This is a genomic window from Micromonospora sp. WMMC250 (assembly GCF_027460215.1).
GTDB classification, from domain to species: domain Bacteria; phylum Actinomycetota; class Actinomycetes; order Mycobacteriales; family Micromonosporaceae; genus Micromonospora; species Micromonospora taraxaci.
The window spans coordinates 4,531,771-4,558,532 of the sequence record NZ_JAPZBJ010000002.1 but is presented as its reverse complement, the minus strand read 5'-3'; the positions used below and the strand labels follow the sequence as shown (position 1 = coordinate 4,558,532).

Annotated in this window: 26 protein-coding genes and 1 tRNA gene; 12 read left to right on the top strand and 15 right to left on the bottom strand. The window is 71.0% G+C overall.

Annotated elements, in window-relative coordinates:
- Positions 1-58: 58 nt before the first annotated feature.
- Positions 59-1,840: a metallophosphoesterase family protein gene (locus tag O3438_RS20420; protein WP_442929629.1), complete on the bottom strand. Its 1,782-nt coding sequence runs from the start codon at positions 1,838-1,840 to the stop codon at positions 59-61.
- 103 nt (positions 1,841-1,943) lie between these two features.
- On the opposite strand from O3438_RS20420, the gene O3438_RS20415 reads away from it, so the two are divergent.
- Positions 1,944-2,017, top strand: a tRNA-Thr gene (locus O3438_RS20415).
- Between the two features lie 100 nt (positions 2,018-2,117).
- Here the strand turns inward: O3438_RS20415 and O3438_RS20410 are convergent.
- Complete coding sequence (locus O3438_RS20410; protein WP_269681449.1) at positions 2,118-2,714, bottom strand: hypothetical protein; 597 nt, start codon at positions 2,712-2,714, stop codon at positions 2,118-2,120.
- 76 nt (positions 2,715-2,790) lie between these two features.
- Positions 2,791-3,435: a class I SAM-dependent methyltransferase gene (locus O3438_RS20405; RefSeq protein ID WP_269681448.1), complete on the bottom strand. Its 645-nt coding sequence runs from the start codon at positions 3,433-3,435 to the stop codon at positions 2,791-2,793.
- A 90-nt stretch (positions 3,436-3,525) separates the two neighbouring features.
- On the opposite strand from O3438_RS20405, the gene O3438_RS20400 reads away from it, so the two are divergent.
- Positions 3,526-3,918, top strand: a complete 393-nt coding sequence (locus tag O3438_RS20400) for a VOC family protein (protein ID WP_269681447.1) — start codon at positions 3,526-3,528, stop codon at positions 3,916-3,918.
- Between the two features lie 31 nt (positions 3,919-3,949).
- The gene (locus tag O3438_RS20395; RefSeq protein WP_269681446.1) at positions 3,950-4,507 is read left to right on the top strand and encodes a DUF4240 domain-containing protein; all 558 of its coding nucleotides are present in this window, start codon (positions 3,950-3,952) and stop codon (positions 4,505-4,507) included.
- A gap of 12 nt (positions 4,508-4,519) precedes the next feature.
- Here the strand turns inward: O3438_RS20395 and O3438_RS20390 are convergent, their stop codons facing one another.
- Positions 4,520-5,137 carry a pyridoxamine 5'-phosphate oxidase family protein gene (locus O3438_RS20390; protein WP_269681445.1) on the bottom strand — a complete coding sequence of 206 codons (618 nt, stop codon included), beginning with the start codon at positions 5,135-5,137 and terminating at the stop codon, positions 4,520-4,522.
- Positions 5,138-5,290: 153 nt separating this feature from the next.
- Between O3438_RS20390 and O3438_RS20385 the strand changes: the two genes are divergently transcribed.
- From O3438_RS20385 to O3438_RS20375, 3 genes are read left to right on the top strand one after another with little or no spacing between them, the layout of a single operon-like run.
- Positions 5,291-5,794, top strand: a complete 504-nt coding sequence (locus O3438_RS20385; protein WP_269681444.1) for a DUF2231 domain-containing protein — start codon at positions 5,291-5,293, stop codon at positions 5,792-5,794.
- Positions 5,794-6,339, top strand: a complete 546-nt coding sequence (locus O3438_RS20380) for an Hsp20/alpha crystallin family protein (protein ID WP_269681443.1) — start codon at positions 5,794-5,796, stop codon at positions 6,337-6,339. Before O3438_RS20385 ends, O3438_RS20380 begins: the two co-directional genes overlap by 1 nt.
- An 8-nt stretch (positions 6,340-6,347) precedes the next feature.
- The gene (locus O3438_RS20375; protein ID WP_269681442.1) at positions 6,348-7,454 is read left to right on the top strand and encodes a glycosyltransferase family 9 protein; all 1,107 of its coding nucleotides are present in this window, start codon (positions 6,348-6,350) and stop codon (positions 7,452-7,454) included.
- Here O3438_RS20375 and O3438_RS20370 read toward each other — a convergent pair.
- Positions 7,444-8,319 (bottom strand): glycosyltransferase, encoded by an 876-nt coding sequence (locus O3438_RS20370; protein ID WP_269681441.1) that lies wholly within the window; start codon positions 8,317-8,319, stop codon positions 7,444-7,446. The two genes, O3438_RS20375 and O3438_RS20370, sit on opposite strands and share 11 nt — an antisense overlap.
- The gene (rfaE2, locus tag O3438_RS20365) at positions 8,316-10,145 is read right to left on the bottom strand and encodes a D-glycero-beta-D-manno-heptose 1-phosphate adenylyltransferase (protein ID WP_269681440.1); all 1,830 of its coding nucleotides are present in this window, start codon (positions 10,143-10,145) and stop codon (positions 8,316-8,318) included. Before rfaE2 ends, O3438_RS20370 begins: the two co-directional genes overlap by 4 nt.
- A gap of 160 nt (positions 10,146-10,305) precedes the next feature.
- Between rfaE2 and O3438_RS20360 the strand changes: the two genes are divergently transcribed.
- Positions 10,306-10,845 (top strand): type 1 glutamine amidotransferase domain-containing protein, encoded by a 540-nt coding sequence (locus tag O3438_RS20360; protein ID WP_269681439.1) that lies wholly within the window; start codon positions 10,306-10,308, stop codon positions 10,843-10,845.
- Between the two features lie 170 nt (positions 10,846-11,015).
- Entirely contained in the window at positions 11,016-12,692 is a 1,677-nt protein-coding gene (locus O3438_RS20355; protein ID WP_269681438.1) for an MDR family MFS transporter, read from the top strand.
- Positions 12,693-12,695: 3 nt separating this feature from the next.
- Here the strand turns inward: O3438_RS20355 and O3438_RS20350 are convergent, their stop codons facing one another.
- Positions 12,696-13,328, bottom strand: a complete 633-nt coding sequence (locus O3438_RS20350; RefSeq protein WP_269681437.1) for a TetR/AcrR family transcriptional regulator — start codon at positions 13,326-13,328, stop codon at positions 12,696-12,698.
- 125 nt (positions 13,329-13,453) lie between these two features.
- Here O3438_RS20350 and O3438_RS20345 point away from each other — a divergent pair, with 125 nt between their 5' ends.
- Positions 13,454-14,488 carry an aldo/keto reductase gene (locus O3438_RS20345; protein WP_269681436.1) on the top strand — a complete coding sequence of 345 codons (1,035 nt, stop codon included), beginning with the start codon at positions 13,454-13,456 and terminating at the stop codon, positions 14,486-14,488.
- Between the two features lie 15 nt (positions 14,489-14,503).
- Here the strand turns inward: O3438_RS20345 and O3438_RS20340 are convergent, their stop codons facing one another.
- Positions 14,504-14,995, bottom strand: coding sequence for an NUDIX domain-containing protein (locus tag O3438_RS20340; RefSeq protein ID WP_269681435.1), 492 nt, complete (start codon positions 14,993-14,995; stop codon positions 14,504-14,506).
- 71 nt (positions 14,996-15,066) lie between these two features.
- Here O3438_RS20340 and O3438_RS20335 point away from each other — a divergent pair, with 71 nt between their 5' ends.
- Positions 15,067-16,701, top strand: coding sequence for a fatty acid--CoA ligase (locus tag O3438_RS20335; RefSeq protein WP_269683698.1), 1,635 nt, complete (start codon positions 15,067-15,069; stop codon positions 16,699-16,701).
- Positions 16,702-16,888: 187 nt separating this feature from the next.
- On the opposite strand, the gene O3438_RS20330 is transcribed toward O3438_RS20335, so the two are convergent.
- The 6 genes from O3438_RS20330 to ku all read right to left on the bottom strand — a co-directional run bounded on the left by O3438_RS20330 (position 16,889) and on the right by ku (position 22,196).
- Complete coding sequence (locus tag O3438_RS20330) at positions 16,889-17,899, bottom strand: NADPH:quinone reductase (protein ID WP_269681434.1); 1,011 nt, start codon at positions 17,897-17,899, stop codon at positions 16,889-16,891.
- Positions 17,900-17,927: 28 nt separating this feature from the next.
- The gene (locus O3438_RS20325; RefSeq protein WP_442929732.1) at positions 17,928-18,617 is read right to left on the bottom strand and encodes an HAD family hydrolase; all 690 of its coding nucleotides are present in this window, start codon (positions 18,615-18,617) and stop codon (positions 17,928-17,930) included.
- Positions 18,614-19,441: an SCO6745 family protein gene (locus O3438_RS20320; protein WP_269683697.1), complete on the bottom strand. Its 828-nt coding sequence runs from the start codon at positions 19,439-19,441 to the stop codon at positions 18,614-18,616. The genes O3438_RS20325 and O3438_RS20320 overlap by 4 nt, the downstream gene beginning before the upstream one ends.
- A gap of 190 nt (positions 19,442-19,631) precedes the next feature.
- Positions 19,632-20,309, bottom strand: a complete 678-nt coding sequence (locus O3438_RS20315; RefSeq protein ID WP_269681432.1) for an FKBP-type peptidyl-prolyl cis-trans isomerase — start codon at positions 20,307-20,309, stop codon at positions 19,632-19,634.
- Between the two features lie 145 nt (positions 20,310-20,454).
- Positions 20,455-21,093: a DUF4241 domain-containing protein gene (locus O3438_RS20310; RefSeq protein WP_269681431.1), complete on the bottom strand. Its 639-nt coding sequence runs from the start codon at positions 21,091-21,093 to the stop codon at positions 20,455-20,457.
- A gap of 74 nt (positions 21,094-21,167) precedes the next feature.
- Positions 21,168-22,196, bottom strand: coding sequence for a non-homologous end joining protein Ku (ku, locus tag O3438_RS20305; RefSeq protein ID WP_269681430.1), 1,029 nt, complete (start codon positions 22,194-22,196; stop codon positions 21,168-21,170).
- A gap of 85 nt (positions 22,197-22,281) precedes the next feature.
- Here ku and ligD (O3438_RS20300) point away from each other — a divergent pair, with 85 nt between their 5' ends.
- On the top strand, positions 22,282-23,223 hold the full coding sequence (gene ligD / locus O3438_RS20300; RefSeq protein ID WP_269681429.1) for a non-homologous end-joining DNA ligase: 942 nt from the start codon (positions 22,282-22,284) through the stop codon (positions 23,221-23,223).
- On the top strand, positions 23,213-24,130 hold the full coding sequence (ligD, locus tag O3438_RS20295; RefSeq protein ID WP_269681428.1) for a non-homologous end-joining DNA ligase: 918 nt from the start codon (positions 23,213-23,215) through the stop codon (positions 24,128-24,130). Before ligD (O3438_RS20300) ends, ligD (O3438_RS20295) begins: the two co-directional genes overlap by 11 nt.
- A 310-nt stretch (positions 24,131-24,440) precedes the next feature.
- On the opposite strand, the gene O3438_RS20290 is transcribed toward ligD (O3438_RS20295), so the two are convergent.
- A complete protein-coding gene (locus O3438_RS20290; RefSeq protein ID WP_269681427.1) occupies positions 24,441-26,744 on the bottom strand; it encodes an esterase-like activity of phytase family protein in 2,304 nt (767 codons plus the stop codon).
- Between the last annotated feature and the right edge of the window lie 18 nt (positions 26,745-26,762).

Sequence of the window (26,762 nt, the reverse complement as noted above, 5' to 3'; positions counted from 1 at the left end):
CTGACGCAAACCTCTTGATCACCTGCGCTCTGCGGGTGGGTAGGTGGGTGGCCTGAGGTCAGGGCAGGACTGTGGGGGGTTCCGCCAGGCGGGGGGTCAGGGTGGTCTTCGGGGTCAGCCAGCTTGCGGTCGGGGACTGATCCGGGTTCACCTGCCAGTCCCGGGACACCCGGTCCACAGCGATCGGGAAGATCGTCAGCGTGCCGTCCGGGTCGATGCGCAACCGCAGGAACACCTTCGAGTCCTCGATGCCCTGACCGGCGAAGAGTTCGTTGACGTTCACCCCGAACGAGCCCGCCACCAGCAGGTACGCGGCCACCAACTGGCTGGCCACCAGGCCGATCACCGGGCCGTAGAGCACCGCCGCGGCGACCGCCGGCAGCGGCCACGGCCAGTCGTAGAACGGCAGGGCCAACCACGCCCAGGTGCCGGCCGCCGCGAGGGCCACCTGCGCCACGGCGTGGCTGACGCCGAGAATCCCGTGCCGTACGTGCCGCTTGCCGCTCGCGCTCGGCGGTTTGGCGAAGAGGATCGCCGCCAGCATCGTCACGAGCACCATCAACACCAGCGGTACGCTGAACAGCCGCTGACCGGTGCTGTCCGCCCAGTTCGCCGTCGCGCCCGCCATGGCCAGCATCAGCAGGGTGTGCAGGATGCCCAGCAGTGTGGTGAAGCCCGGATTGCGCAACGGCAGCCTCGGGAAGATGCCCCAGCCGTAGCGGCGGGAGCGGGCCGCGTCCGGATAGCGGGCCACCAGGTCGTACGGCTGGGTCGAGCTGGCCCGGCGCGCCAGGGTGTCCCGCGGCGGCACCTCGATGCGTTCCGGCAACTTGTGGGTGGGGTAGAGGTACGCGCCTCCTCCGCCGCACGTGATCAGCTGCCGGTCCGGCCCGGAGTAGCGGGCGTAGTGGTGCAGATCGCCGGAGATCAGCAGCCGCACCCGCGCCCCGGTCGGATCGATGATCGTCCGGATGAAGTAGTCGATCGAGTCGTACGCCGTCGGGCTGTCGGCCGCCTTGACCCAGGTCGGCGCCGGTGCCGCAATGATCACCTTGGACTCCGGGCCGAGCCGCCGGGCCACCTCGTCGAAGTAGGCCAACTGCGGGTCGTCCAGGTACGAGCCGGACTGGTCGTCCACACCGAGAAGCCACCAACCCGCCGGCAGTTCAACAGCGAAGTACGACCGGGACTGGCCGGTGCCCCACCCGGCGAAGTTCCGGTCCCGGGAGCGGACGAACAACCGCAGGAACGCGGTCAGGCCGTCGTACCAGTCGTGGTTGCCCGGCACCGCGAAGAGCGTGGGCTTCTCGGGCGGCGGCACGGGCAGCGCGGCCTGGTAGGGCCCCTTGCACCGGTCCTCGTACGAGGCGTAGGCCGCCGACGGGTACACCTGGTCGCCACCCATCACCAGCGTCTGCGCCCGGGGCAGCCGGTGCCCGTCCACCGTCAGTTCGGGCTGCGCCAGCAGGTACGCCACCGAGTAGGTGGCGTTGAAGCCGTCGCCCAGGTCCGCCACGTAGTCCAGCCACAGCCCGCCGTCCGGCCCCACCTGGCGGAAGACGCCGTCGTCGAACGCGTTCTGCAACTCGCGCTTGTCCAGGTACGCCCCGAACAGCACCGCCAGCAGCGTACGGATGCCGGTGCTGATCAGCAGGAACGGCGCCAGCCACGGCACCGGCTTGCGGGGCGTGAAGCCGAGCTCAAGCGGGTCGGTGCTGCTCGGCCGGTGGGCGGCGCGTTCGGCCGGTACCGGATCAGGGCGTTCGGTGGCGTCGTTCGGGTGGCCGGGGTGGTCGCGTTCGTCGCTCACCCGCCGCAGCGTAGTCCCGCCTCGAATCATCTGCTGTCCGGCAAACGACCAGATGTCCGCTTGGTGCTGGTAGGTGAGCGGAGGTATCCCGTTCGGTAGTGGGTCAGGGCGTGCCGTACACTTGCTGATCGTTGCCGCCTTAGCTCAGTCGGCTAGAGCGACGCACTCGTAATGCGTAGGTCGACGGTTCGATTCCGTCAGGCGGCTCGGCATGGAAGCCCAGGTCATCGACCTGGGCTTCGCCGTTTCCCGGGGCTCTCGACATCGTCGCTGGACGTGCCAGTCCGTGTCCCGCGCCGCAAACGCTTCAGCCACCGGCACCGCTCAGTAGCAACTTCATCGCGTTCCGGTAGTTCATCGACTCCTCACCGGATCTCATCCACAGGCTGTACACCAGCTCTGATGACACCATCTCGGTCGAGATCGGCAGCATCTCGAACAGTTCGGCCTGGCCGCGCAACTCGTAAACCATCCAACTCGGCTGCCCGGCGGGCGGCGGGACCGCCTGCGAGTCGAATTCCAGAGCTACACCCAGCGCAGCGGCCATCGAGCGGCGTAGGAACTCCTGGCTGTCTGCACACTCCTCGGTGAGGATTCCGATCGCATCGAGTGCCGAAACCACTGCCGCAGCACCCTGCACTTCAGATTCTGCCGCCCGGTGCCGGAACTGCGGGAGGTGCGCCCGCACGGCATGCCGCAAGGCGTTCGCTCTCGGTAGTCCGCTGAGTTCACGCCACACCAGCTCAACGCCCTGCGTGACGTCAAACTGGTCCGTGTTCAGCGAGCCGGCCATGCGCCCGAAGAAGATCGGCACGACAGAACGCACTCGACCCACCGCGGCCGCCGCCAGACAAACGGCAACTGAGCCAACCTGACCGCTCGCTTCTTCGCCAGTCTCACTCATCGCGCGGACGCTACCTTCCCGAAGGGCCGGAGTTGGCCGACAGACTGCACCGAGCGGTCTGGGACACCACCCCGGGTCAGGGTTCGCGCCGCCCGAAGATGATCCCGCCGAGCTTGCTCTCGGGCGAGGTGAGGGTCGTCTGCGACTCGACCCGGAAACCGCTCGTCCGCAGCCGGGCCGCCATCTGGTCGGGCTGGCGACGGTGCACGTCGACAGTCATCGGGTGGCCGCCGTAGCCCTCCGTCGTGCGGGTCGTCTCGTCGCCCACGTGGAAGCCGAGCAGCAGAGGGCCACCGGGACGCACCACCCTGCGGAAGTGCGCGAGCACCGCGCCGAGCTGGTCGTCCGGGATGTGGATGAGTGAGTACCAGGCGATCAGGCCGGTGATCGAATCGTCGGCCAGGTCGAGGTCGGTCATCGAGCCGACCTCGAACCTCAGGCCGGGATGATCACGGCGGGCCACCGCGATCATCCCGGGTGAGAGGTCGATCCCGAAGGCGTCGACGCCGAGCGTGTGCAGGTGGGCGGTGATGCGCCCGGTGCCGCAGCCCACGTCGGCGACCGGCCCGCCTCCGGCCGCGTCGACGAGTTCGGCGAACAACGCCAGAGCCGCCCGTTCGTACGGTGACTGCGCCAGGAGGTCGCGTACCAGGTGCGCGTAACTGACGGCGACAGTGTCGTAGGAGGTACGGGTGTCGGACAGCCAGTCGTCAACGCTCACCACGCCTACGCTAATTCAGCCCGGCACACTGGTGCGGTGACCGTACTCGACCGACATTCTGAAGGGCGTCCACTTATGACCTTCGCGCCGGTGACCGTCAGTCTGCCCATCGCCGACCGGGCCACCTCGTACCGCTTCTACTCGGACGGCCTCGGTCTCGACGCAGTGGGCGAGGTGGCCGACGACGGCATCCCGGAGCCGTTGCAGTTCGTGGTCAACGAGGGGCTGCGGCTGATGCTCGTCCCGACCGGGGGGTTCGGCTGGGTCATCGGTCGGCACGAGGTCGCCCCGAAGGGGCAGAGTGAGTGCGTGCTCAGCCTCGGCGTCGCCGCACCCGCCGACGCGGACGCGCTCGTCGACCGGGCGCGCGCCGCCGGCGCCGACGTGGTCACCGAGCCGGCGGCACAACCCTGGGGGTACGCGGGGGTCTTCGCCGATCCGGACGGTCACCTGTGGATGGTCTCGGTCGACTCGGGGTCCTGAAAGCGTCGGTGGTGGTGGATACGGTCCATCGGTGACCGTGACCACTGATGCGCCTGGCACTTTGCCCACCCCCGCCGACGAGGCCCGGTTGTGGGCGCTCATCGAGTCGGCGTGGGCCGAGTTGGGCGCGGAGCCTGCCGCGCTCCGGCGGGCCCTCGTCGAACGCGACCCGGCCGACGACGACGGCGACGATGGCGATGACGAGCCGTCCTACGCGATCGACGACTGGCTGGACCGGTTCCTGGACCGGCTGAGGCACCTGTGCGCCGAGCTGACCGGGCCGGAGTTGACCGACCTCGACCGGGTGGTGGAGCGCAAGCTGTACGACATCGATCGGGAGGACATCCACGAGGTGACCGACGGTTCGGACGATGGCTTCCTCTACTGCCGCGGGTTCATCGTCGCGCTCGGTCGGGCGTACTACGAGGCGGTCCGCGCCGACCCCGCCATGGCCCTGGAGGACGCCGACTGCGAAAGCATGTGTTACTTCTTCGCCCACCTGCACAACGACCGGTTCGGTTCGTGGCCGGAGACCGGCTCCGGCATCTCCCGGGAGTCGTTCGGCAACCCCGCCGGTTGGTCGGCCTGACCCGGCCGGCGATCAGACGTAGATCTTCTTGTCGTACTCCGGGCCGTAGTGCCGTTCCAGGTCTTCGAGGCTCTCCGTCACCGCCTCGAGTTCCTTGACCATGCGTGCGCGGGACGGCAGCAGGTCGGGCTGCCAGGTGTCCGGCTTCCACAACGCGGACCGCAGGAACGCCTTCGCGCAGTGGTAGAAGATCTGCTCGATCTCCACCACCATGGCGAGCACCGGCCGGTGCCCCTTGACCACCATGTCGTCGAACCAGGGCGCGTCGGTCACCAGGCGGGCGCGTCCGTTGATGCGCAGCGTGTCGGCCCGCCCGGGGATCATGAAGAGCAGCCCGACGTGCGGGTTGTCGATGATGTTGTGGTAGCCGTCGGCCCGCTTGTTGCCCGGCCGTTCGGGCAGCGCGATTGTCGTGTCGTCCAGCACCAGGGCGAAGCCGGCCGGGTCGCCCTTGGGGGAGACGTCGCAGCTGCCGTCCGCGCCGGCCGTGGCCACCAGGCAGAACGGTGCGGCGGCGAGCCATTCGCGGTCCAGTTCGTGCAGGCGGGCGCGGTCCTTGTTGGCGGCGCGTGCTTGCGGCGTCCCGAGCAGGGCGCGCAATTCGTCGTGGGAAGTGATCTCCACCGTCACGTTGCTCCTCCCTCAGGCGTTGACCCGTTGGCGGGCAGCACCGATGTCCAGCCTAGGCCGCCCTGACCAGCGCGAGGTTTGCGCCAGGTCGCCGGGGGTACGGCCCGCCGTACGAGCCGTCGCGCACTGAAGCCGACCAGTGGAGGCCGGGAGATGGAGAGCCGACTCAAGGTGCTGGGTCACCCAGTCCACCCGATGCTGGTCATGTTCCCGGTCGCGCTGCTGGTCACGGCAGTGCTGTTCGACGTGGTCGACACCGTCGGTGGTCCCGACTTCCTGGGCGAGGTCGCGTACTGGAACATCACAGTGGGCCTGATCGGAGGCCTGCTCGCCGCAGCCGCCGGCTCGTTCGACCTGCTGGCGATCCCGACCGGCACCCGCGCCAAGCGGGTGGGTCTGCTGCACGCCGCCGCCAACGTCGCGGTGATCCTGCTCTTCGCGGCCGTGTGGGTGGTCCGCCTCAACGCCGACTCCCGGGCTGCCGGCGGCGCGCTGATCGCCATCGAGGTCGTCGCGGTGGCGATCCTCGGCATCAGCGCCTGGCTGGGCGGCGAGCTGGTCGACCGGCTCGGCGTGGGCGTCGACCGCGACGCCAACCTGGACGCGCCCAGTTCACTACGGCCGCCCGCGGCCGCACGGCGGATCGGAGACGTGTGATGAGCGAGCACCAGACCGGCGGCTTCGGCCGGGGTTGGCGAGGCGGCCGACAGCAGGGCTGGGACCCGATGGGCGAGTTGCAGTCGCTGCGCGCCGAGCTGAGCCGGCTGGTCGGCGGTCGGGCCGGCGCGTCCGACGTCGAACTGACCGAGACCTCGGACGGCTGGGAGGTCATCGTCCGGCTGCCCGGCGTGGCCCCGGAAGAGGTGGCTGTCGAGCTGGACGACAGCGAGTTGTGCGTGCGGGCCCGATCCGAGGCCGAGGTCAACGCCGACCAGGGCATCCCCGGCGGTTTCGAGACCCGCGGATTCGAATATCGCGTCAACCTGCCGGCCCGGGTCGACCCGGACGCCATCGACGCGGTCATGGACCACGGCCTGCTCCGGGTCCGTCTGCCGCGGGCGACCCGGCCCGCGCCGCGCACCATCACCGTCGGTCGCACCGGCCCGCGCTCCGGCTCCACGGGTACGCCGATGCCTGCCGATCCCGCTGCGGACCGGGAGTTGCACCGCCCGGACACCGTCGGCGAGATCGACCGGCAGTAGCGGGCTGCGTGGTCACCCCGTCCGTGCTCGGCCCGACCGCCGAGCGCCTTCCCGACGTGCGGCGGATCGCCGTACTCCGCGCCAACGCACTGGGCGACTTCGTGTTCGCCCTGCCGGCGCTGGACGCGCTGCGCGCCGCGTACCCCTCGGCGGAGATCGTGCTGCTCGGCGCGCCGTGGCACGCGAAGCTCTGGCGCGACCGGCCGGGCCCGGTGGACCGGGTGCTGGTGGTGCCGCCGGCGCCCGGCATCCGCACTCCCGACCCGGGTGAGCCGGAGTCGTCGATGGACGACTTCGCCGCCGCCGCCTCCCGTGAGGGGTTCGACCTGGCCGTGCAGATCCACGGTGGTGGCGCCAACTCGAACCCGCTGATGAGCCGCCTGGGTGCCCGGGTGACGGTTGGCCTACGCGCCGAGGACGCGCCGCCGCTGGACCGGTGGCTCCGCTACGTCTACTACCAGCACGAGGTGATCCGCTACCTGGAGGTGGTAGCGCTGGTCGGGGCACCGGCGACCACCATCACTCCGACGCTGACCGTCACCGACGCCGACCGGGCCGAGGCGGCCCAGGTGCTCGGGCCGGCGAACCGACAGCGGGTGGCGCTGCATCCCGGAGCCAGCGACACCCGCCGCCGCTGGCCCGCCGAGCGTTTCGCCGAGGTGGCCCGTGAGCTGCACGGTGACGGCTACGAGGTGCTGGTCACGGGTACGCCCTCCGAGCAGGACGTGGTGGACCGGGTCGTCGCGGCGGCCGGGGTTCCGGTCCGGCCGCAGGTCGGGACGCTCAGCCTCGGCGGGTTGCTGGGCTGCTACGCCGACTGTGCGTTGGTCGTCTCCAACGACACCGGCCCGCTGCACGTGGCCGCCGCGGTGGGCACGTCCACTGTGGGCATCTTCTGGGTCGGCAACCTGATCAACACGGCGAACCCGTTGCGGGGCCGGCACCGGCCCATCTGTTCCTGGACCGTGCACTGCCCGGTCTGCGGGGTGGACTGCACGCCGGGCATCTACCCGCACCGCCCCGGCGACGGCGAGTGCCCACACCGGGACTCGTTCGTGGCGGACGTGCCGGTGGTCGAGGTGCTCGAAGCGGCGCGGGAGCTGCTCAACCCGTAGGCGCGCTCTCCTCGGCGAGGACGACCTCCCACGCCTCGACGTCCCGGTCGGTGACAGTGGTCGGCGACTCCAGGTGGTACGCGCCGCTGGGCAGGATGCCCGCCCCGCCGTACCGGGCCAGCACGGCGAGCTGCGCCGCCACGTCCTCACCCTGGTGTTTCTCCTGCACCCGACGCCAGAAGTCGAAACCGCCGACGTCGACGAGCCTGGCCCGGTCGTAGAGCACACACCCGCCGATCCAGGACACCTTGTACGCCCGCCACGCGCCCGGCGGCAGCGCCAACCGCTCGGTGACGTGCAGCAGGTTGGCAGCCGAGTGGATCCGGGCGCGGTTCCACTCCGGGGTGCCCGGGCGGATCCGCTCCGGCGTCGGAGGGCCGATCCACTCCTCGTAGTGCCCGTGCGACTCCGGCCGCACGTCGTCGGTGTACGACAGCCCGTGCACGCCGTTGCCGACGAACCCGCAGCCCAGCTCACCGATCGCCGTGACCAGCCGGTGCACCGCCCCCGGCTCCAACCAGATGTCGTCGTCGAGGTTGAGGACGTACCGGGCGGCGGAGGCGGCGAGCAGGTACGCCCGGTGTTCGGCCAACCCCCGGCGGGGCAGCCGACGGGTCAACAGCACGGGGTGACCCCGGTGGCGCAGCGCCCGGACCATGGTGGCCGCGGCGGGGTGCGCGTACGCGGGCTCCCCGTCGGACTGGTCGCTGACCACCACCCCGAAGCCGGGTACCCCGTCCTGGGCGGCGAGCCCGGCCAGGGTGACAGCCAGTTCGGCGGGCCGGTTCCGGGTCGGAATCAGCACGTCGAGCAGCCGGTCGGCGCGAAACTCCTCCGGATCGCCGAGGTCGAGGGGGCGGTTCATGACGCCTGGGTGCGGGTGCGCAGCGACTCGTCGGGCGTGTGGTCCGAGGCACGCGGGGCCGGGTCCTGACTGTGCGTCCGGATCCGCTCGATGATCGCGGAGGTGGACCGGTCCGGCACGTACCCGAGGGTGCGTACCTGCCCGCCCAGGCGACGCACCAGCGGGCCTTCCGGGACCAGCTCCGGCGGGTAGTCGCCGCCCTTGACGTAGACGTCCGGGCGGACCGCCTCGATCAGCGCGGCGGGCGAGTCCTCCTCGAAGACCACGACGTGGTCCACACAGGCCAGCGCGGCGAGCAGGGCACCCCGGTCCTCGACCGGGTTGACCGGGCGGTCCGGGCCCTTCAACCGTCGTACGCTGCCGTCCGAGTTGACGGCGACGATGAGCAGGTCGCCCAGGGCGCGGGCCTGTTCCAGGTAGCGCACGTGGCCGCGATGCAGCACGTCGAAGCAGCCGTTGGTGAACACCACCGACCGTCCCGCCTCGCGGTACTCGGCGACGATCGCGTCCAACTCGTCGGTGCCGACCAGCGCCGAACGTTCCGTGCTCCCGGTCGGCTGGTCGAGCGCGGTGAGCAGGTCCTCCCGCCGGCACACGCAGGTGCCGGTGTCGGAGACGGTGATGGTGGCCGCCAACTGGGCGAGCTGGGCGGCGGTGGGCAGCGGGGCGTCGGCGGCCAGGGCCAACGTCATCGCCGCCAGGTACGCGTCCCCGGCGCCCACGGCGTGACTGGCCGGGACCGGGGTGCTGTGGCTGCGTCGTGGCGCCCCGTCGGCGCCGCCGACGACAGCGCCCTCGGTGTCCAGGGTCACCGCGACCACGTCCGCGCCGGTGTGCGCGCGCAACTCGGCCAGCCGCGACTCGGCCAGTACGGCCCGGTCGACGCCCTCCCCGGCCCGGGTGTTCACCGTGACGCCGGTGCCGGTGACGCTGAGCCCGTCGCCGGTGAGCGCCACCCGGCCCTCACCCCGGATGGGTTCCCCGACCGGGCCGGTGCGGTCGGTGGTGCGATCGGCGGCGTCGTCGGCACGTACCCCGCCCGGGGCCGCGCCCACTGTCATCTCGGAGGGCCCGTCAGCCGGGTCGTTGTCCGGGTGCTCCAGGTGCAGGTCGGTCCCGCCCGTCGGCCGGGTCGTACCGCCGGCCCGGGCCAGCAGGCGGGTCGCCTCAGCGAAGCTGGGAGTGACGACCGTCGGGGCAAGCCCCCGCCAGTCGGCCAGATCGTGGGCGTCCAGCGCGACGGTGGCGTACCGCTCGCGTTGCTCGACCAGCCACGCGCGGACCGGCGCGGGCAGCGCACCCAGGCCGTAGTCGCAGACCACCAGGGTCGGTGCCTCACCGCCGGCGGCGGCGCGCAGTTCCTCGGTGGCGCAGGCCAGCGCGGTGAGCAGCCGGCTCACGCCCTCCGGGTCGAGGGCGTCGTCCGGGTCACCGGAGTCCTCGCGCAGCAGGATCTGGTTGCCGGCCAGCATCCGCCGCTTGACCGGGGTGGGCCGTCCCGGCTGGTTGACAGTGCGGTCCCAGACGCCGGCGCGGTCCAGACAGTCGTGCAGTTCGTCGCCGGCCACGTCGGCGCCGACCGGTGCCACCAGCACCGCCTTGCCGCCCAGCGCGGCGACGTTGACAGCGGTGTTCGCGGCACCACCGGCTGCGGAGATCCGCCTGCGTAGGGTCAGGACCGGAGCTGGTGCCTCCCGGCAGAGCCGATCGGAGTCGGCGAACCGCCATTCGTCCAACATGGCGTCACCGACGATCAGGACCGGGCGTCCGAGCCAGCTCTCCACGACGGTGGCGAGCCGGCGCTGTTCCGCTGCTGCTCCTGCCATGCCTCCCCGGGTCCCCACCGACCCCCTGGCCAAACCTGCGCGCCGGTCGGTCCCGCCGCTGGTCGTACGCCTTCCGGTGGTTCGTCACCGGTCCGGTCTGTTTCGGGCGTTCCGAGCTGGGAAGGGAATTGAGGTACCCCCGGAAAGGAGATGTACCGACATGACAGCGGCATTGAACGGCAAGCGGATCGCCTTCCTGGCCACCGACGGCGTCGAGGAGGTCGAGTACGTCCAGCCGCGCGAGGCGGTCGAGAACGCCGGCGCGACGGTCGAGCTGGTCTCGCTGAAGCCCGGCACCATCCAGTCCTTCAACCACCTGGACCAGTCCAAGACGTACGACGTGGATGTGACCGCGGAGAAGGCGGACGCCGCCGGCTACGACGCGCTGGTGCTGCCCGGTGGGGTGGCGAACCCGGACTTCCTGCGGGGCGACCCGGACGCGGTGCGGTTCGTGAGGGCGTTCTTCGACGCGGGCAAGCCCGTCGGGGTGATCTGCCACGGCCCGTGGACGCTCATCGAGGCGGACGTGGTGCGTGGTCGCCGGATCACCTCCTGGCCCACCCTGCGTACCGACCTGACCAACGCGGGCGCCACCTGGGTGGACGAGGAGTGCGTAACGGACGGCAATCTCACCAGCAGCCGCAACCCCGACGACCTCCCCGCCTTCTGCCAGAAGATCACCCAAACCTTCGCCGCCTAACCCCACCCCCACCCCCACCCCCACCCCACCCCCGCTCTCGCCTGGTTGATCAAGAGGTTTGCGTCAGGAAACACCGCGGGAATGACGCAAACGTCTTGATCAACAAGGCGAGAGTGGGGGGTTTTTGGGGATTGGGCGCATGTTCCTCGGCTCGCCGGATAGAAGGCCACATGACCACCGAAGCCTCGGACGCGCCGGTGCTGAACCGTCAGCAGATCCGACTGCTCATGCTCGGTCTGATGACCGGCATGCTGTTGGCCGCACTCGACCAGACCATCGTCGGCACGGCCCTACCGACCATCGTGGGCGAGCTGGGCGGAATCAACCACTACTCGTGGGTGGTGACCGCGTACCTGCTCGCCTCGACCGCGTCGACCCCGCTGTACGGCAAGATGGCTGACCTGTACGGGCGCAGACCGGTCTTCCTCTTCTCGATCGGCACGTTCCTGGTCGGCTCGTTGCTGGCCGGACTGTCCCAGAACATGACCCAGCTGATCATCACCCGCGGCATCCAGGGCCTCGGCGCGGGTGGTCTGCTGACGCTCGCGTTCACCATCATCTCGGACGTGGTGTCCCCCCGCGAGCGTGGGCGCTACCAGGGTCTGTTCGGTGCGGTCTTCGGGATCTCGTCGGTGGCCGGGCCGCTGGTCGGTGGGTACTTCGCGGAGACCGACTGGCGGTGGATCTTCTACATCAACGTGCCGCTGGCGATCCTGGCCATCGTGGTCTGCTACCACGTGATGCGGTTGATCCCGTTCGAGCGCCGGGAACACTCGATCGACTGGCTGGGTGCCGGCCTGCTGGTCGCCGGGGTGAGTGCGCTGCTGCTCGCGCTGAGCTGGGGCGGCAACGAGTACGCCTGGGGTTCCGGTGTGATCATCAGTCTGTTCGTCGTCGGTGCGGTGCTGGGGGTGCTCTTCGTCCTCCAGGAGGCCCGGGTCGCCGAGCCGATCCTGCCGCTGCGACTGTTCCGCAGCGCCACGTTCGCCCTGGCCAACTCGGCGCTGCTCATCATCGGTCTGGTGATGTTCGGCTCGATCATCTTCATCCCGCTGTACCTGCAGATCGTCAAGGGCGCCTCACCGACCCGCAGTGGTCTGCTGATGCTGCCGATGATGGCCGGCATCATCATCACCTCGATCCTGACCGGTCGTGCGATGACCCGGATCGGCCGGTACAAGTGGTTCCCGGTCGCCGGGTCGGTGACCCTCCTGGTCGGCATGTTCCTGTTCACCCGGCTGGAGGTGTCCACCTCGCTCTGGGTGGCCTTCGGGTTCATGGTGGTGATCGGCGTCGGGCTGGGTCTGTGCATGCAGTCGCTGATCCTGGCCGTGCAGAACGCGGTGTCCGTGCGTGACCTGGGGGCCGGCACCTCGTCAGCCACGTTCTTCCGGTCGCTGGGTGGTTCGTTCGGGGTGGCGATCCTCGGCACGGTGCTCTCGTCCCGGCTGACCGGCGGGCTCGCGGACCGGCTGCCCGGCGCGATCGCGCAGCTCCCACCCCAGGAGCAGGCGGCCGTTGCGGCGAGTGGCGGCGCCAACATCTCGATCAACGATCCGGCGACCATCCTGGCCCTGCCGGCACCGGTGCGCGCGGCCATCCAGGGAGCCTTCGTCGACGCGCTGGACATGGTCTTCCTGACCGCCGGTCTGATCGCGATCCTGGCGGTGGTGGTCACGCTGACGCTGCCCAACACCCAACTGCGCGGTGCCGGTCCGCAGGGCGCCACCGGCGGCGCCGACCCGCTCGGCGGTGAGGCGCCGGCCCCGGGCGGCAAGCCGCTGACCCGCGAATCCAAGGAGGAGGCCGCCGCCGACATGGAGGCCAAGTCCCAGACGATGATCTGAGGGTCAGGCGGGGCGGCGGTAGACGCCGTACCACCAGGTCGCGGCCAGCTCCCGGGCGGCTGCCGCGTCGGTCTCGGGGTCGGCAGTGGTGGTGCTGACGTGGTCGGCAAGGAACCGGTCCCCGCCGATCACGATCAGCCGGCTGGCGGCCACCACGTCGAGGTCGGCGGGGCTGCGCCCGGCCTGTTGCTCGGTCCGGAGCACGTCCACGGTGCGGGACACGAACCGCTCCAATCCTGCCGCCCAGTACTCCCGGACCACCTCGTCGTACGCGGCGACCTCGCTGATTGCGGCGAGAACCGGAGCGTATGTCCGGTATATCCGTATCACGTCGGAGAAGACCTCGGTCAGCCTCCCCAATGGGTCGCCCGGTCCTCCCGGACCCCAGTCGCTGGTGCGTTCGAACGAGCTCTCCCGCATGGTGCCGGCGAGGCGCATGAGCAGCTCGCTCTTGTCCCGGAAGTGGGTGTAGAAGGTCGACCGCGCCACACCGGCCTCGGCGGCGATCCGCTGCACCCCGAGGTCGGTGAACCGGGTCCCCTCCCGCAGGAGGCGCTCGGTGGCGGCGAGTACCCGTGCCTCGACGGCAGCCCGACCATCGGGGTTGCGCGGGCGGCGGCGGGTGATCGAGGGCATAGCCGGAATCCTAGGTGGCCGGGGGTCGGGTCGGCGACGTACGCTCGTCGCCGGACACAGTGTCCGACATAGTGACCGCGAGGCTCCTGACCTCGGCCTCCGACCCACCACGAGGAGCAACACACGTGAAGTACCGGCTGTTGGGCAACACCGGGGTGTACGTCTCGGAGATCTCGCTCGGCGCGATGACCTTCGGTGGCAGCGGGCACCCGCTCTGGGGAACCCTCGGTGGGCTGGCGCTGCCCGAGGCGCAGCGGATGGTCGACACGGCGCTGGACGCGGGCGTCAACTTCGTCGACACCGCGGACGGCTACAGCGACGGCGAGAGCGAGGAGCTGCTCGGCCAGGCGCTCGGCAAGCGGCGTCGCGACGTCGTGCTGGCGACCAAGGTGCACTCGCGGACGGGCCCCGGCCCGAACGACGTCGGCACCTCCCGGCTGCACATCATGCAGAACCTGGAGGACAGCCTGCGCCGGCTGGGCACCGATCACATCGACCTGTACCAGATCCACAACTTCGACCAGGTCACCCCGATGGAGGAGATGCTGCGCGCGCTGGACGACGCGGTCCGGCAGGGCAAGGTCCGCTACATCGGCTGCGCCAACTTCGCCGCCTGGCAGATCTCCAAGGCACTGGGCATCTCCGCTCGCGAGAAGCTGGCCGGCTTCGTCTCCGTGCAGGAGTACTACTCCCTGCTGGGGCGGGACGTCGAGCGCGACGTGGTGCCGATGGCGCTCGACGCGAACGTCGGGCTGACCGTGTGGAGCCCGCTCGCCGGTGGTTTCCTCTCCGGCAAGGTCGGCCGGGACGGCACCGTCGCCGACAGCGGCGCGCGCAGCGCCCAGCCCGGCTACACCAGCTTCACGCCGTTCGACAGGGAGCACGCCTTCGCTGTGGTCGACGTGCTCAAGGGTGTCGCCGAGCGGCACGACGTCAGCCCGGCCCGGGTGGCGGTCGCCTGGCTGCTGTCCCGCCCGGCAGTGACCAGCGTGATCGTCGGTGCCCGCAAGCACGAGCAGTTGGTGGACAACATCGCCGCCTCGGACCTCACCCTGACCGAGCAGGACCTCACCGAGCTGGACGAGGCCACCAAGCTGCCGGTCGCGTACCCGAACTGGATCCAGGAGGGGTTCTTCGCCGAGATGCGCCACCCGCAGTAACGCGGCCCGGCCGACCTACTTGAGGATGAGCCGGTTCGTCTGCTCGAAGACGTCCAGGTCGGCGAGGGTCTCGATGACCGACGTGGAGAGTGGGGCGGGAAACCGGTCGCGGGCGAAGAAGCCCGCGTCGGTGGTCTCGTCGGTGACCCGCGCCAGTTGCCCGTCCCACTCCTCCACCTTGAACGCCGTCGTGAAGACCTGGTACGTGTGCCCGTACATGTTGGTGCTGGTCCGGTCCGGCCCGGTGTAGAGGGCGAACGCGCAGACCCGCAACGCGCGCAGCCCGGTCTCCTCGCGGACCTCCCGGACGGCGCAGTCGGCGATCGACTCGCCCAGCTCCATCGCGCCGGCCGGCATGGCCCACTGACCGTTGTCCGAGCGTTGGATCAGCAGGATGCGTCCGGCGCTGTCGTTGACCACGGCACGAGCGCCGACGAACATCAGCGTCCGGTCCCCGGCGATTGCGCGTAACTGCCCTACGTACGAGTCGGCCCAGGAGATGCTCACCTGCGACAACTTACGGGGGTTCCCAACGTGTGACCGGCGACACTAACTTGTTACCCATGCGTAGCACGATGATGGACGCCCCTCTCCAGGTCTCCCGGATCCTCGATCACGGCGCAGGAGTGCACGGCACGGCCGAGGTGGTGACCTGGACCGGTGCCGAACCCCGTCGGATGACGTACGCCGAGGTGGGCCGCTCCGCGGCCCGGTTGGCCCACGCGCTGCGTGACGAGTGCGGGGTGACCGGTGACGAGCGAGTCGCCACCTTCATGTGGAACAACAACGAGCACCTGGTCGCCTACTTCGCGGTGCCGAGCATGGGCGCGGTGCTGCACACGCTCAACATCCGGCTCTTCCCCGACCAGGTCGTCTACATCGCCAACCACGCCGAGGACCGGGTGGTGCTCGTCGACACCACGCTCATTCCGCTGCTGGCCCGGGTGATCGGCGAGCTGACCACGGTGCGGCACGTCGTCGTGGTCGGCGGTGGTGACCCGGCGCCGCTGGTGGCGGCGGCCGGTGACCGCATCACCGTGCACCACTGGGCCGCGCTGCTCGCCGACCGGCCCGAGGTGTACGACTGGCCGGAGGTGGACGAACGCGACGCCGCCGCGCTCTGCTACACCTCGGGCACCACCGGCAACCCGAAGGGGGTGGCCTACTCGCACCGCTCGATCTACCTGCACTCGTTGCAGGTCTGCATGCCGGAGGGCTTCGGTCTCGGGCCGACCGACCGGGAGCTGGCCATCGTGCCGATGTTCCACGCGATGTCCTGGGGTCTGCCGTACGCGGCCTTCCTCTCCGGCGCGTCACTGATCATGCCGGACCGGTTCCTCCAGGCCGCGCCGATCGCCGAGATGATCGCCGCCGAGCGGCCCACCCTGGCCGGCGCGGTCCCGACCATCTGGACGGACCTGCTGGCCTACCTGGACGGCCACGACGTGGACACCTCGTCGCTCACCGAGGTGATCGTCGGCGGCTCGGCCTGCCCGCCGGCGCTGATGCACGCGTTCGACGAGCGACACGGGATCGACGTCATCCATGCCTGGGGCATGACCGAGATGTCACCGCTGGGGTCGGTCTCGCGTCCACCCGCCGGGGCGTCCGGGGAGCAGGCGTGGCGGTACCGCTACACGCAGGGGCGGGTGCCGGCGGGTGTGCAGGCGCGGATCGTCGGACCGTCGGGCGAGCCGCTGCCCGCCGACGGCACGGCCGTGGGCGAGCTGGAGGTCCGTGGGCCGTGGGTGACCGCGCGGTACGTCGGTGACGACGCCCCGGACGAGGAGAAGTTCCGCGACGGCTGGCTGCGTACCGGGGACGTGGGCTCCCTCTCGCCGGACGGCTACATCACGCTGACCGACCGCGCCAAGGATGTGATCAAGTCCGGAGGTGAGTGGATCTCGTCGGTGGAGCTGGAGAACGCCCTGATGGCCCATCCGGCCGTGTTGGAGGCGTGCGTGGTGGGCGTCCCGGACGAGCGGTGGGACGAGCGACCGCTGGCCACCGTCGTGGTTCGGGAGGGTGCCTCGGTGACCGCCGAGGAGCTGCGGGACTTCCTGGCCGACTCGGTGGCGCGTTGGCAACTGCCCGAGCGCTGGGCGTTCATCGACGCGGTGCCCAAGACCAGCGTGGGCAAGTTCGACAAGAAGGTCGTCCGTTCGCGGTACGCCGCGGGTGAGCTGACTGTCCGGGAGCTGACAGCCCCGTAACGTTTTCCCCGGCACTGTCGCCTGTTGGGGCAGGGGCAACTCCTGAAGATCCCTCCCCAGGGGGCGGCCCCGGCGTTCGCACCGCGCCGGGGCCGCCCGTTCCACGCGGATGACCCGCACCGTCATTGTTGCGAAAGTTCTTCGCTTCTGTCCTGATGACGGGGAAATCGGGTGGTCCGCGACCCGATCAGGCGTCGCTGGTGGTCACCAGCACCTTGCCCACCGTGGAGTCCTCCACCGCCTGGTGCGCCGCCGACGTCTCGGCCAGCGGGTAGTAGTGCAGAGGCAGGCCGGCCTCCGCGCCGACCCGCAGCGCGCCCTGGCTCGCCGCCGCGGCCACGTCCTTCACACCCTGCGCCTTGGCCGCCTTCGGCTCGGTGTAGACCAGCACGAACTGCCAGCGGGCGTTCGGCGCCATCATCGCCCGGATCGGGATGGTCACCTCACTCCCGCCGTTGTCCGCGTACATGCAGACCGCGCCGCCGTGCCGCAGCACCTGCACGTCCACCGCCGCGTTCCGGGCCGGGGCCACCTCCACGATCGTGTGGACCCCGTCGGGGGCGATCCGGCGGACCTCCTCGACCACGTCCTGCTCCCGGTAGTTGATCACGTGGGAGGCGCCGGCCGCCGCCGCGAGCTGCGCCTTCTCCGCACTGCTCACCGTCGCGATGACAGTGGCGTCGGCCCAACGGGCGAGCTGGATCGCGGCGTTGCCGACCGCGCCCGCCCCGCCCTGCACCAGCACCGTGTGGTCCGCCAACGCACCGGCGCGCAGCGTGTCCGGCATGAACTCGCCGGCGGTCAGACAGCGGTGCGCGGTGAGGAACGGGATGCCCAGGGCCGCCCCCAGCTCGAACGGGGCGTCGCCGAGGCGTACCACCTGCCGGACCGGCACCAGCGTGTACTCCGCCGAGGTGCCCCACGGCCGCTGCCAGGCCGCCTCCCAGATCCAGACGCGCTCACCGATCAGGTCGGGGTCGACCCCCTCGCCGACGGCCTCCACCACCCCCGCGCCGTCCTGCCCGGGAATCTGCCACCCGTCCGGCGCGGAGTTGCGGCGGGACTTCCAGTCCGTCGGATTGACCCCCGAGACCGCCATCCGGACCAGCACCTCGCCCGCAGCCGGCTCCGGCACCGGCCGGTCGACCAGCTCCAGCACCGAAGGGTCGCCGGTGCGCTCGTACACGATGGCCTTCATTCGTGGTCTCTACCCCGCCCGGCCCCTGTCAACCCAGGCCGTCCACCAGCTCCGGGGTCAGCTCACCGATCGCGCCCAGCGTCACGGTGGCCAGCCGGGCGGCGTCCGGGTCGAGAGGGTACGAACCGTGGGGCACCGCCACCACCCGCATGCCCGCCGCAGCCGCCGAACGAACCCCGTTGGACGAGTCCTCCACGGCCGCGCAGCGGGCCGGATCGACGCCGAGGCGTCCCGCCACGCTCAGGTACACGTCCGGCGCGGGCTTGCCGCGCTCGGTCTGCTCGGTGGAGAGGGTCGCGCCGAACGCGTCGGTCAGGCCGGTGGCGGCCAGCGCCGCCTCGATCAGCCGGGTCGGTGACGAGCTGGCCAGCCCCAGCGGCCAACGCCCGGCCAGCCGGCGGACGACCTGGTCGGCGCCGTCGATGAGGGGTACGTGGTCCCGGTAGCGCCGGGTCATCTCCTCGACGACCTCGGCGGCGACCTGCTCGGCGGTGCGGTCGACGCCCAGCTCACCGCTGAGGTAGTGGGCCCACTCGCCGGTGCTCATCCCCATCAGGCGACGTTGCGTGTCCGGCTGCCACGTCCCGCCGTGCGCCGCCACGTACGCCCGGCGGACCTCCTCCCACACCGGCTCGGAATCCACGATCACGCCGTCCAGGTCGAAGACCACCGCATCCGTCACGGCACCATCCTGCCCGACCGGTGGGCGCCCGGTCAGCCGGGCAGCGCCGGCAGGCCGACCGGGCTGCCCTCGGGGAGCAGCGTGTGGCCGGACCTGGCGATCGGCTCCAGCAGCTCCCGGAGACGGTCCGTGTCGTCGGGGCCGAGCGCCTGCCACGGGTGCGCCGAGGCCCGGTCGGTGGCGTCCTCGACAGCCTGGAACCCAGTCCGGGCGTGGTCGGTGGCCGCGCCGTCCCCGGTCAGCCAGCCCCGCTCTGTGAGCCGCTCGCGGGCGGCCTTCCACTGCTCCTCGGACCAGCCCCGGCCCAGCAGGTACTGCGGCGGTGAACCATCCAGTGCGACCCGCCCGGCCAACGTCTCGACCGGGTCCAGCCCGGCGGCCACCAGCGCCGCCACGTGCCCGTCCCCCCGGTGCTCCCGCAGCGTCGTGGCGGCCTGCCAGAGCCGGGCCAGCGGGTACTCCCCGACCGGCAGCGCCGCGTTGGCCGCGCCGAGCACCCGGCCGGCGGTCTCCACCGCCGAGGCGGCCCGCTCCAGCAGGTCGGCGGCCTCGGCCAGGTGCGCCTCCGGCAGCTCGTAGGTCAGCTCGGCGAGCGCCTGCACCGCGCCGGTCAGGCGGGCGCGGAGCGCCTCCTGCGGGGTGGCCAACCGCCACACCGCCGGCAGCGCCCGAGCCACCATCGGCGGCGCGAAGTTGAAGAAGGCGGCGACCACCGGGGCCGCCTCGGTCGCGCCCAGCGGCGCCGCCCGGCCGGCGAAGTAGCCCCGCCAGTAGCCGCGCAACCCGACCGCCTCGTACGCGGCGCGGGCCCGGGGATGAAGGTAGGTGACCGCGTGCACCGGCTCGAAGTACGCCCACATCACGCGGGCCGTCCGTCCAGCCTCGTCCAGCGCCGTCACACGCACCTCCGCGTCCCCGGTTACGGATGCTCACCCCGGGCGGCGAACCGCCCGGGGTGACGCCGAACCTACTGCCGGTGGGTGACGGGCCGGAAGCCCCATGTGAACAACTCCATCGCGACCGGTGGACAACCGGGGCGATTCGGTCAGGTCACTGGGCGGCGAGAACGTCCACCACGAAGCGCAGCGGGCCGGTCGGGCGTCCGCCGGCGTTCGCCTCGTCGTTGCCGTACGCCAACTCGCCCGGGATGTCGAGCTGCACCCGGCTGCCCACGTTCACGCCGACCAGACCCTGGTCCCAGCCGGGGATGACCTGACCGACACCGATCGGGAAGGTGGCCGGCTGCCCGGCCTTCCAGGACGAGTCGAACTCCTTGCCGTCCTTGTAGAACACCCCCACGTAGTTGGTGGTGATGTTCTGGCCCTTCTGCACGGCCGGGCCGGTGCCCTTGATCAGCGGGGTGACGGTGAGCTTCTTGAGGTCACCCGTGCCCGGCGTCACTGTCGGCTTGGTGCCCAGCGCCGGGTCGGCCCCCTCGGGGAGCTGCGGGGCGGGGGGAGCGCCGGGCGCGTCGGGAGCCGGCGCGGAGGCGGACGGGGTCGCGCCGGCCTGGTTGGCGGGCTTGTCGTCGCTCCGGTTCCGGTCGATCCACACGAAACCGCCGATCAGCAGCGCCATCACCGCGACGCCGGCCAGGCCGCCCGCCCACGCGTTGCGCTTCCGCCTCGCGTCGGCTGCCTTCTTCGCCGCCAACTGGGCGGCCAGTCGGCGCCCCGACTTGGTCGCCGGGCTCTGGTCCGGGCCCGTCTGCTGCGTCCGCTCGCTCACGTCGTCGACTCCCTGCTGCGAAGTGTGGCCGGCACCCGGTGCCGGGGGGAAAGCCGACGCACACGGTACCCGCACCACGGCCCACCGTGCCCGCCGTGCACGCCTCGGATCGCCCAGCGAGCCACTTCCGGGGCTTTGTCAGGCGTTATTCCGGGACGACCATGAAGTCGGTCACGAACGAGGTGACCCGCCCGTCGGCGGTACGGCCGATCCAGGTGCCGTAGCAACCGTCGCCCCAGCCGGTGGCCACCGTGACGACGTTGGCACCACTGGCCTCGTCCAGAACAGCGGTGACCAACCCGCGCACCGGCGACATGGGCACCTCGTCCGGGACGAAGACCTCCTCGATACGGTCCTCGTCCCAGCCTTCCAGAGCGGCGAGCGCCGTCGGGTCGGCCAGGGTGCCGGCGCCGGCGTCGACCCCGTACCCGAAGTAGTCGTCAGCGCCGAGGGTGGCGACGTCCTGGTCGCCCGCGACGGCCAGCTCCCACCGACTGGTGGGCTCGGCCGAGACGACCAGCTCGAACGCGGCCACCCGCCGGTCCACCTCGGTGTCCTCGCGAAGCACCACTGCCACCCAGGCGCGAGCGGGATACCGCCCCGGCGGCACCGTCACAGTGAACGGCTCGGCCTCCGGGCACACCAGCGGGTCACACCCGACGACCCGACCGGTCGGCAGCACGATCTCACCAACCGGGTGCACCTCGATCAGGTATCCGCCGTGCTCGTCGGTGAAGCGGGCTCCGGGCGTCAACAACCGGTCCAGATCAGGGGTGTACGGCATGGGGGCTCCTCCGGTGGCCAGCGGCCGGCGGAGCGTACCCGGCCCGGCGGACACCGCCGCCGCTGCCGTACCGGTCAGGCGCTCTTGCGGGGCGCGGTCTTGCGGGCGGCCGTCTTCTTCGCCGGCTCCGTCTTCTTCGCGGGCGTCTTCTTTGCGGCGGTCTTCTTCGCCGGCTCGGCGGTCTTCTTCTCGGCGGTCTTCTTCGCCGTGGTCTTCTTCGCGGGGGCCTTAGCGGTCTTCTTCTCTGCCGCCTTCTGGGCGGACCGGGCCGACGAGATGGGCGTCGGCTCACCGCCGCCACCGCCGCCACGGGCGGGTTGCTCGCCGCGCGCCGCCTTGGCGCGCTCCACCGATGCCTTCAGCGCGGCCATCAGGTCCACCGCGGCGGCCGGTGCCTCCTCGACCTCCTCCGGCTGGACGACCTCGCGACCCTCCACCTTGGCGTCGATGACCTCCTGCAACGCGGCCCGGTAGTCGTCGGTGAAGACGTCCGGCTCGAACTCGCCGGTCATGGAGTCGATCAGGGAACTGGCCATCGCCAGCTCCGGCGGGCGCACCTTGAGGTCCTCGTCGAGGAAACCGAAGTCCGGGGTACGGATCTCGTCCGGCCAGAGCATCGTGTTGAGCAGCAGCACACCCTCACGGACCCGCAGCGTGGCCAACTGCTCCCGTTGGCGCAGCGCCACCTTGACGATGGCCACCCGCTCCGAGTCGATCAGCGCGTCACGCAGCAGCACGTACGGCTTGGTCGCCGCGCCCTCCGGCTCCAGGAAGTACGCCTTGTTGTAGAGGATCGGGTCGACCTGCTCGGCCGGTACGAACTCCAGCACGTCGATCGCGCGTGAACTGGTCAGCGGAAGGTCGGCGAAGTCCTCGTCGGTGAGGATCACCATCTCGCCGCCGCCGATGTCGTAGCCCTTGGCGATGTCGTCGTAGGTGACCTCCTCCCCGCAGACCGAGCAGGTGCGCTTGTATCGGATCCGGCCGCCGTCCTCGCGGTGCACCTGGTGGAACCGAATGTCCTTCTCCTCGGTCGCGGAGTAGAGCTTCACCCCGATCGAGACGAGCCCGAACGACACGGCTCCCTTCCAGATGGCACGCATCCTGCGCTCCCTTCCCCGGTATCGACCATGCTCGCATCCGAAAGAACCGGACGCGAGGTGTTCGGCCTGCTACTACAGTCGGGTCGTGCCCGGCGCGCCGCTCAAGCCGATGCTCGCGATGACCGGGCCGCTCCCGGCGGGTGACGGCTGGGCGTACGAGTTCAAGTGGGACGGGGTCCGCGCGCTCGCCGACATCTCCGACGGTGGTCAGCACCTGTATGCCCGTTCCGGCGTGGAGATCACCGCCGCGTACCCGGAGTTGGCGACCCTGCCCGAGCAGGTCGACGACGCGCTGCTCGACGGCGAGGTGGTGCTGCTCGGCGAGGGCGGGCAGCCGTCGTTCACCGCGCTGGCCGAGCGGATGCACGTGCGGGACCGCAACAAGGCCGCCCGGCTGGCGGCGGTCATGCCGGTGACGTACATGATCTTCGACCTGCTGCGGCTCGACGGCGACGACCTGACCGGCTGGTCGTACGAGCGCCGCCGGGAGGCCCTGGACGGGCTGGGGCTGGGGAGCGCTCGCTGGGCGGTGCCGCCGATGTTCGCCGACGGTCCGGCCACCTACGAGGCGGCCGGCGAGCACGGCCTGGAGGGAGTGATGGCCAAGCGGGTCGGTGCCGTCTACCGCCCGGGGGTGCGCTCACCGGACTGGGTGAAGGTCAAGCTGGAGGTGACCGGTGACTTCGTCGTCGGTGGCTGGCGACCGGGGGCGCGCCGGATCGGCGGTCTGCTGGTCGGTGTGCCCGGCCCGGACGGCAGGTTGATCTACCGGGGTCGGGTCGGCGGTGGAATCGGCGCGGCCATCGAGCGGCAGCTCCTCGCCGAGTTGGAACCGCTGCGGTCCGGCGCGTCGCCGTTCGCGCCCGGCGTGCCGCGCGAGGATGCGCGGGGAGCCATCTGGGTAGAACCCCGGGTGGTGGTGGAGGTGAAGTACGGCCAACGCACCCCCGACGGTCGGCTGCGCTTCCCCCGGGTGCTGCGGTTGCGCCCGGACAAACCTCCCGAGGAGGTAGACGATGCCGGCTGAGCGGCTACGGGTGGACGTCGAGGGCCGCCCGCTGGAGCTGTCCAACCTGGACAAGGTGCTCTACCCGGCGGCGGGTTTCACCAAGAGCGAGGTGATCGACTACTACACCCGGATCTCCCCGGTGCTGCTGCCGCACCTGCGGGACCGGCCGGTGACCCGGATCCGCTTTCCCAACGGGGTGGACGACAAGTCGTTCTTCGAGAAGAACACGCCGGCCGCGACCCCGGACTGGGTGCGCGTGGAGAACCTGCCCGCGCCCGGGTCGACGAAGGGCCGGGAGACCATCGACTACGTGGTCGCCGACGACCTGCCCACGCTGGTGTGGTTGGCCAACCTGGCCGCGTTGGAGCTGCACACGCCGCAGTGGAAGGTGGGCGAACACCCGGACATGATGGTCGTCGACCTGGACCCGGGGCCTCCGGCCGGGCTCGCGGAGTGCTGCCCGGTGGCGGTGCTGATGCGCGACCGGCTCGCCGACGACGGCATCGAGTCGTATCCGAAGACCTCCGGCAAGAAGGGCATGCAGCTCTGCTGCCCGATCGCGGGCACCCAGTCGTCCGAACTCGTCTCCGACTACGCCCGACGGATCGCCCAGGAGTTGGAGAAGGCCCACCCGAAGCTGATCGTGTCGAAGATGGCGAAGAACCTCCGCCCGGGCAAGGTCTTCATCGACTGGAGTCAGAACAACGCGGCGAAGACGACGGTGGCGCCGTACTCCCTGCGGGCCCAGTCGGTGCCGTCGGTGTCGACGCCGCTGACCTGGGACGAGGTCGAGGCCGGCGCCCGTGGCCGGAAGCCCGCCGTCCGCCAGTTCACCGCCGCCGAGGTCCTGGCCCGGGTCGATGAGTACGGCGACCTGCTCGCCCCGCTGCTCGACGGAGGCCCGGAGTTGCCAGACTCACGCTAGGTAACAACGAACGCCCAGATGGCCCGTAGGTGCGATCAGCAACAGAGTGTTACGGACCGCAGTGTCCCGCCCAGGTCACCCGCCGCCTTTGCTCTGCATACCTATAGGCGACACCACTGTGACCTGGTACTTCACTGATGGCCGTGCATTCGGGGGATGGAACCCTCCTCGCGGAGCGTGTGCGTCGCACATAGGTATGCACAGCAAAGGCGGTGAGGTGGGGGTGGTGGCCCCGCGCCGAGATCACCTGATGTGATCGGCCGGCGTCCACCGCGAGGGTGGACGCCGGCCATCGGGGACGTGTGGCGGGTCAGTTGTGGCCGAAGACCTTCCGGCTGGAGCCGAGCCGCAGGAGCACCGTCTCGCCGGTGGCATCCTGCACCGCGTCGTTGTCGGTGATCGCGTACACCTCGCCGTTGCCGGCCACGGTCAGACCCTCCAGCTTCTCCTGGGTCCAGCCGTTGGTGGCGCGCAGCGCGGGCAACACGTCGACGGCGAGCGTCTTCGGCAGTACCGTCAGCGGGCCGGTCGCCGCGGCACCCGGCAGCGGCACCGTGTAGATCCGCTTGACAGTGGCGGCCCGGCCGTTCAGCTTGTCCCGCTCGATGACCGCCAACCGGTCACCGACCACGGTGATCTCCGAGAGGCCCATCCAGTCGCCGGGCACCGTGGTGGTGCCCAGTTGGTAGCCGAACCAGCTCCAGGTGCCCGCGGTGACGTCGTACCGACCGAGTCGGACGACGCCAACCGGGTCGGTGCTCAGCTCCCGCTGCACGGCCACCCAGACGATCTCCCGGCCCTGCCGGTCGGTGGTCGCGGTGACGCCCTCCAGGCCCTGCTTACCGAGACCCGCGGCGACCTCGCCGGGCAGCGCCACGGTCTGCCGGGTCACCCCGGCCCCGTCGAGCCGGACCAGCTTGTTCTCCGTGCCCTTGGCGCCCTCCACGGCCAGCCAGAAGCCACCCTGCGGGCGGGCGAAGATGCCCTCCGCGTCGTACCCGACGGGTGCGCCGGCCCCGCCCTTGACCGGCAGCGCGCCGGTGATCACGGCGGGCGTCCGCTTCGCGTCGATGGTGAGGATGCGGGTCTGGCTGTACGCCGCGTCGGTGACGCTGTAGAGCTGGTCCCGCTTGCCCGGCGCCGCGCTCAACGCGCCGAGCGCGCCCCAACCGATCGGTGCGCCGGCCGGATCGGTGCCGGACACGATGCTCGGGAACGTCGGCGTGCCCTTGCCCAGTTGGAAGAGCGACACCGACGCCCGGACGTTCACCGAGGCGTCGTCCTCCTCGCTGGAGACCGCGAGCAGCCCGCGCGACGGGATCGGCAGCAGCCCTTCCGGCCCGTTGGTGGTCGGCAGGACCTGCTTGAACACCGGCCTGGTGGGGTTGGTCAGGTCGTACACGGCGACGAAGTTGCTGCGTTCCGAGCCGACGAACGCGTACCGCACACCGTCGTACTCGGCGACCGCCACGCCCTCCGGTTCGGTGCCCTTCTTGCCGGCCCGGTCCTCGTTGTGCAGCCCGTACGTGACGGCGAGCCGCTCGAAGGTGTTGCCGGCGTCCCAGGCGACCCGGCCGCTGTGGCTGTCGAAGACGGACCAGCCGCGGGTGCCGCCGTGCCAGTCACCCTCGTTGGCAGTGGCAAGGTACCGGTCGTCGATCCAGGCGACCGCGTCCGGCTCGCGCGGCACGTCGGTGATGCTGCCGGTCAGGTCGATGACACCGTCCTTCCTGGTGTCGATCCCGCTGATCGTGGCGGTACCAGCGCTGAAGACCTTGGTGATCCGACCGGTGGGCAGGTCGATCAGGGCGACGCCGTTGTTCTCCTGGAGCGTTACGGCCAGCTGGTTGCGGCTGTTGATCGAGACGTACTCCGGCTCCGGGTCGGTGGGCGCGGCCAAGCCCGCCTGGACCAGCGCGGGCAACGCGCTGCCGTCGGCACCGGTCAGCGCGACCGGCCGCAGCCGCCAACCGGCCGGGGACTTCCCGGCCAGGTCGACGATCTGCACGAAACCGGCGGGCGCCTGGGGCAGGTCGCCCTCCTCGCCGCCGGGCGGGGTGGCCTCCTCGTCGCGCTCGTTCTCGATGGCGATCGCCGCGTACCGCATGTCAGCGCTGATCGCGATCGAGTCGGGCTGGCCGCCCAGGTCGAAGCTGGCCACCCGCTTGCGGCTGGCCAACTCGATCACGTCGAGCCGACCGGACGGCTCGGTGAAGCCGCTACTGGTGTTCACCACCACCAGCACGTACTTCCCGACCACGGCGACCGAGGTCGGCTCGTCCTCGGCGTCGCCGAGTTGCGCCAGGGAGAGCGTGCCGAGGCCACGCGGCCGGTCGGCCCGGGAGATGTCCAGGAAACCGATCCGCTTGGCCAGCGCGTCGGTGTGGATCAGGGTGCGGCCGTCCTCGCTGACCGCCGAGATCTCGGCGACCGTCGCGGTCGCCGGGTCCTCGCCGGCCGGGCGGTTCTGGAACACCGGGTACGTGGCGACCCGGTCGAAGGCGAGCGACCGGCCTGGGTGGTGCGCGCCGGCCGACGCGGGGGTGGCCCCGGTCAGGCTGGCGGCGGCGACACCGGCGGCGGTGAGCGCGGTGAATGCTCTTCTGAGTGTCAAGGACTTCCTCCGTTAGGT

Bases quoted from the DNA above. Each gene is read 5' to 3' on its own strand.
- O3438_RS20370 (WP_269681441.1), bottom strand. From the start codon at position 8,319: ATGAACCGCCCCCTCGACCTCGGCGATCCGGAGGAGTTTCGCGCCGAC.
- O3438_RS20335 (WP_269683698.1), top strand. From the start codon at position 15,067: ATGGACGCCCCTCTCCAGGTCTCCCGGATCCTCGATCACGGCGCAGGA.
- O3438_RS20355 (WP_269681438.1), top strand. From the start codon at position 11,016: ATGACCACCGAAGCCTCGGACGCGCCGGTGCTGAACCGTCAGCAGATC.
- O3438_RS20385 (WP_269681444.1), top strand. From the start codon at position 5,291: ATGGAGAGCCGACTCAAGGTGCTGGGTCACCCAGTCCACCCGATGCTG.
- O3438_RS20410 (WP_269681449.1), bottom strand. From the start codon at position 2,714: ATGAGTGAGACTGGCGAAGAAGCGAGCGGTCAGGTTGGCTCAGTTGCC.
- O3438_RS20330 (WP_269681434.1), bottom strand. From the start codon at position 17,899: ATGAAGGCCATCGTGTACGAGCGCACCGGCGACCCTTCGGTGCTGGAG.
- O3438_RS20380 (WP_269681443.1), top strand. From the start codon at position 5,794: ATGAGCGAGCACCAGACCGGCGGCTTCGGCCGGGGTTGGCGAGGCGGC.
- O3438_RS20420 (WP_442929629.1), bottom strand. From the start codon at position 1,840: ATGATTCGAGGCGGGACTACGCTGCGGCGGGTGAGCGACGAACGCGAC.
- O3438_RS20320 (WP_269683697.1), bottom strand. From the start codon at position 19,441: ATGTGGGCGTACTTCGAGCCGGTGCACGCGGTCACCTACCTTCATCCC.
- O3438_RS20360 (WP_269681439.1), top strand. From the start codon at position 10,306: ATGACAGCGGCATTGAACGGCAAGCGGATCGCCTTCCTGGCCACCGAC.
- ku (WP_269681430.1), bottom strand. From the start codon at position 22,196: ATGCGTGCCATCTGGAAGGGAGCCGTGTCGTTCGGGCTCGTCTCGATC.
- O3438_RS20350 (WP_269681437.1), bottom strand. From the start codon at position 13,328: ATGCCCTCGATCACCCGCCGCCGCCCGCGCAACCCCGATGGTCGGGCT.
- O3438_RS20310 (WP_269681431.1), bottom strand. From the start codon at position 21,093: ATGCCGTACACCCCTGATCTGGACCGGTTGTTGACGCCCGGAGCCCGC.
- ligD (WP_269681428.1), top strand. From the start codon at position 23,213: ATGCCGGCTGAGCGGCTACGGGTGGACGTCGAGGGCCGCCCGCTGGAG.
- rfaE2 (WP_269681440.1), bottom strand. From the start codon at position 10,145: ATGGCAGGAGCAGCAGCGGAACAGCGCCGGCTCGCCACCGTCGTGGAG.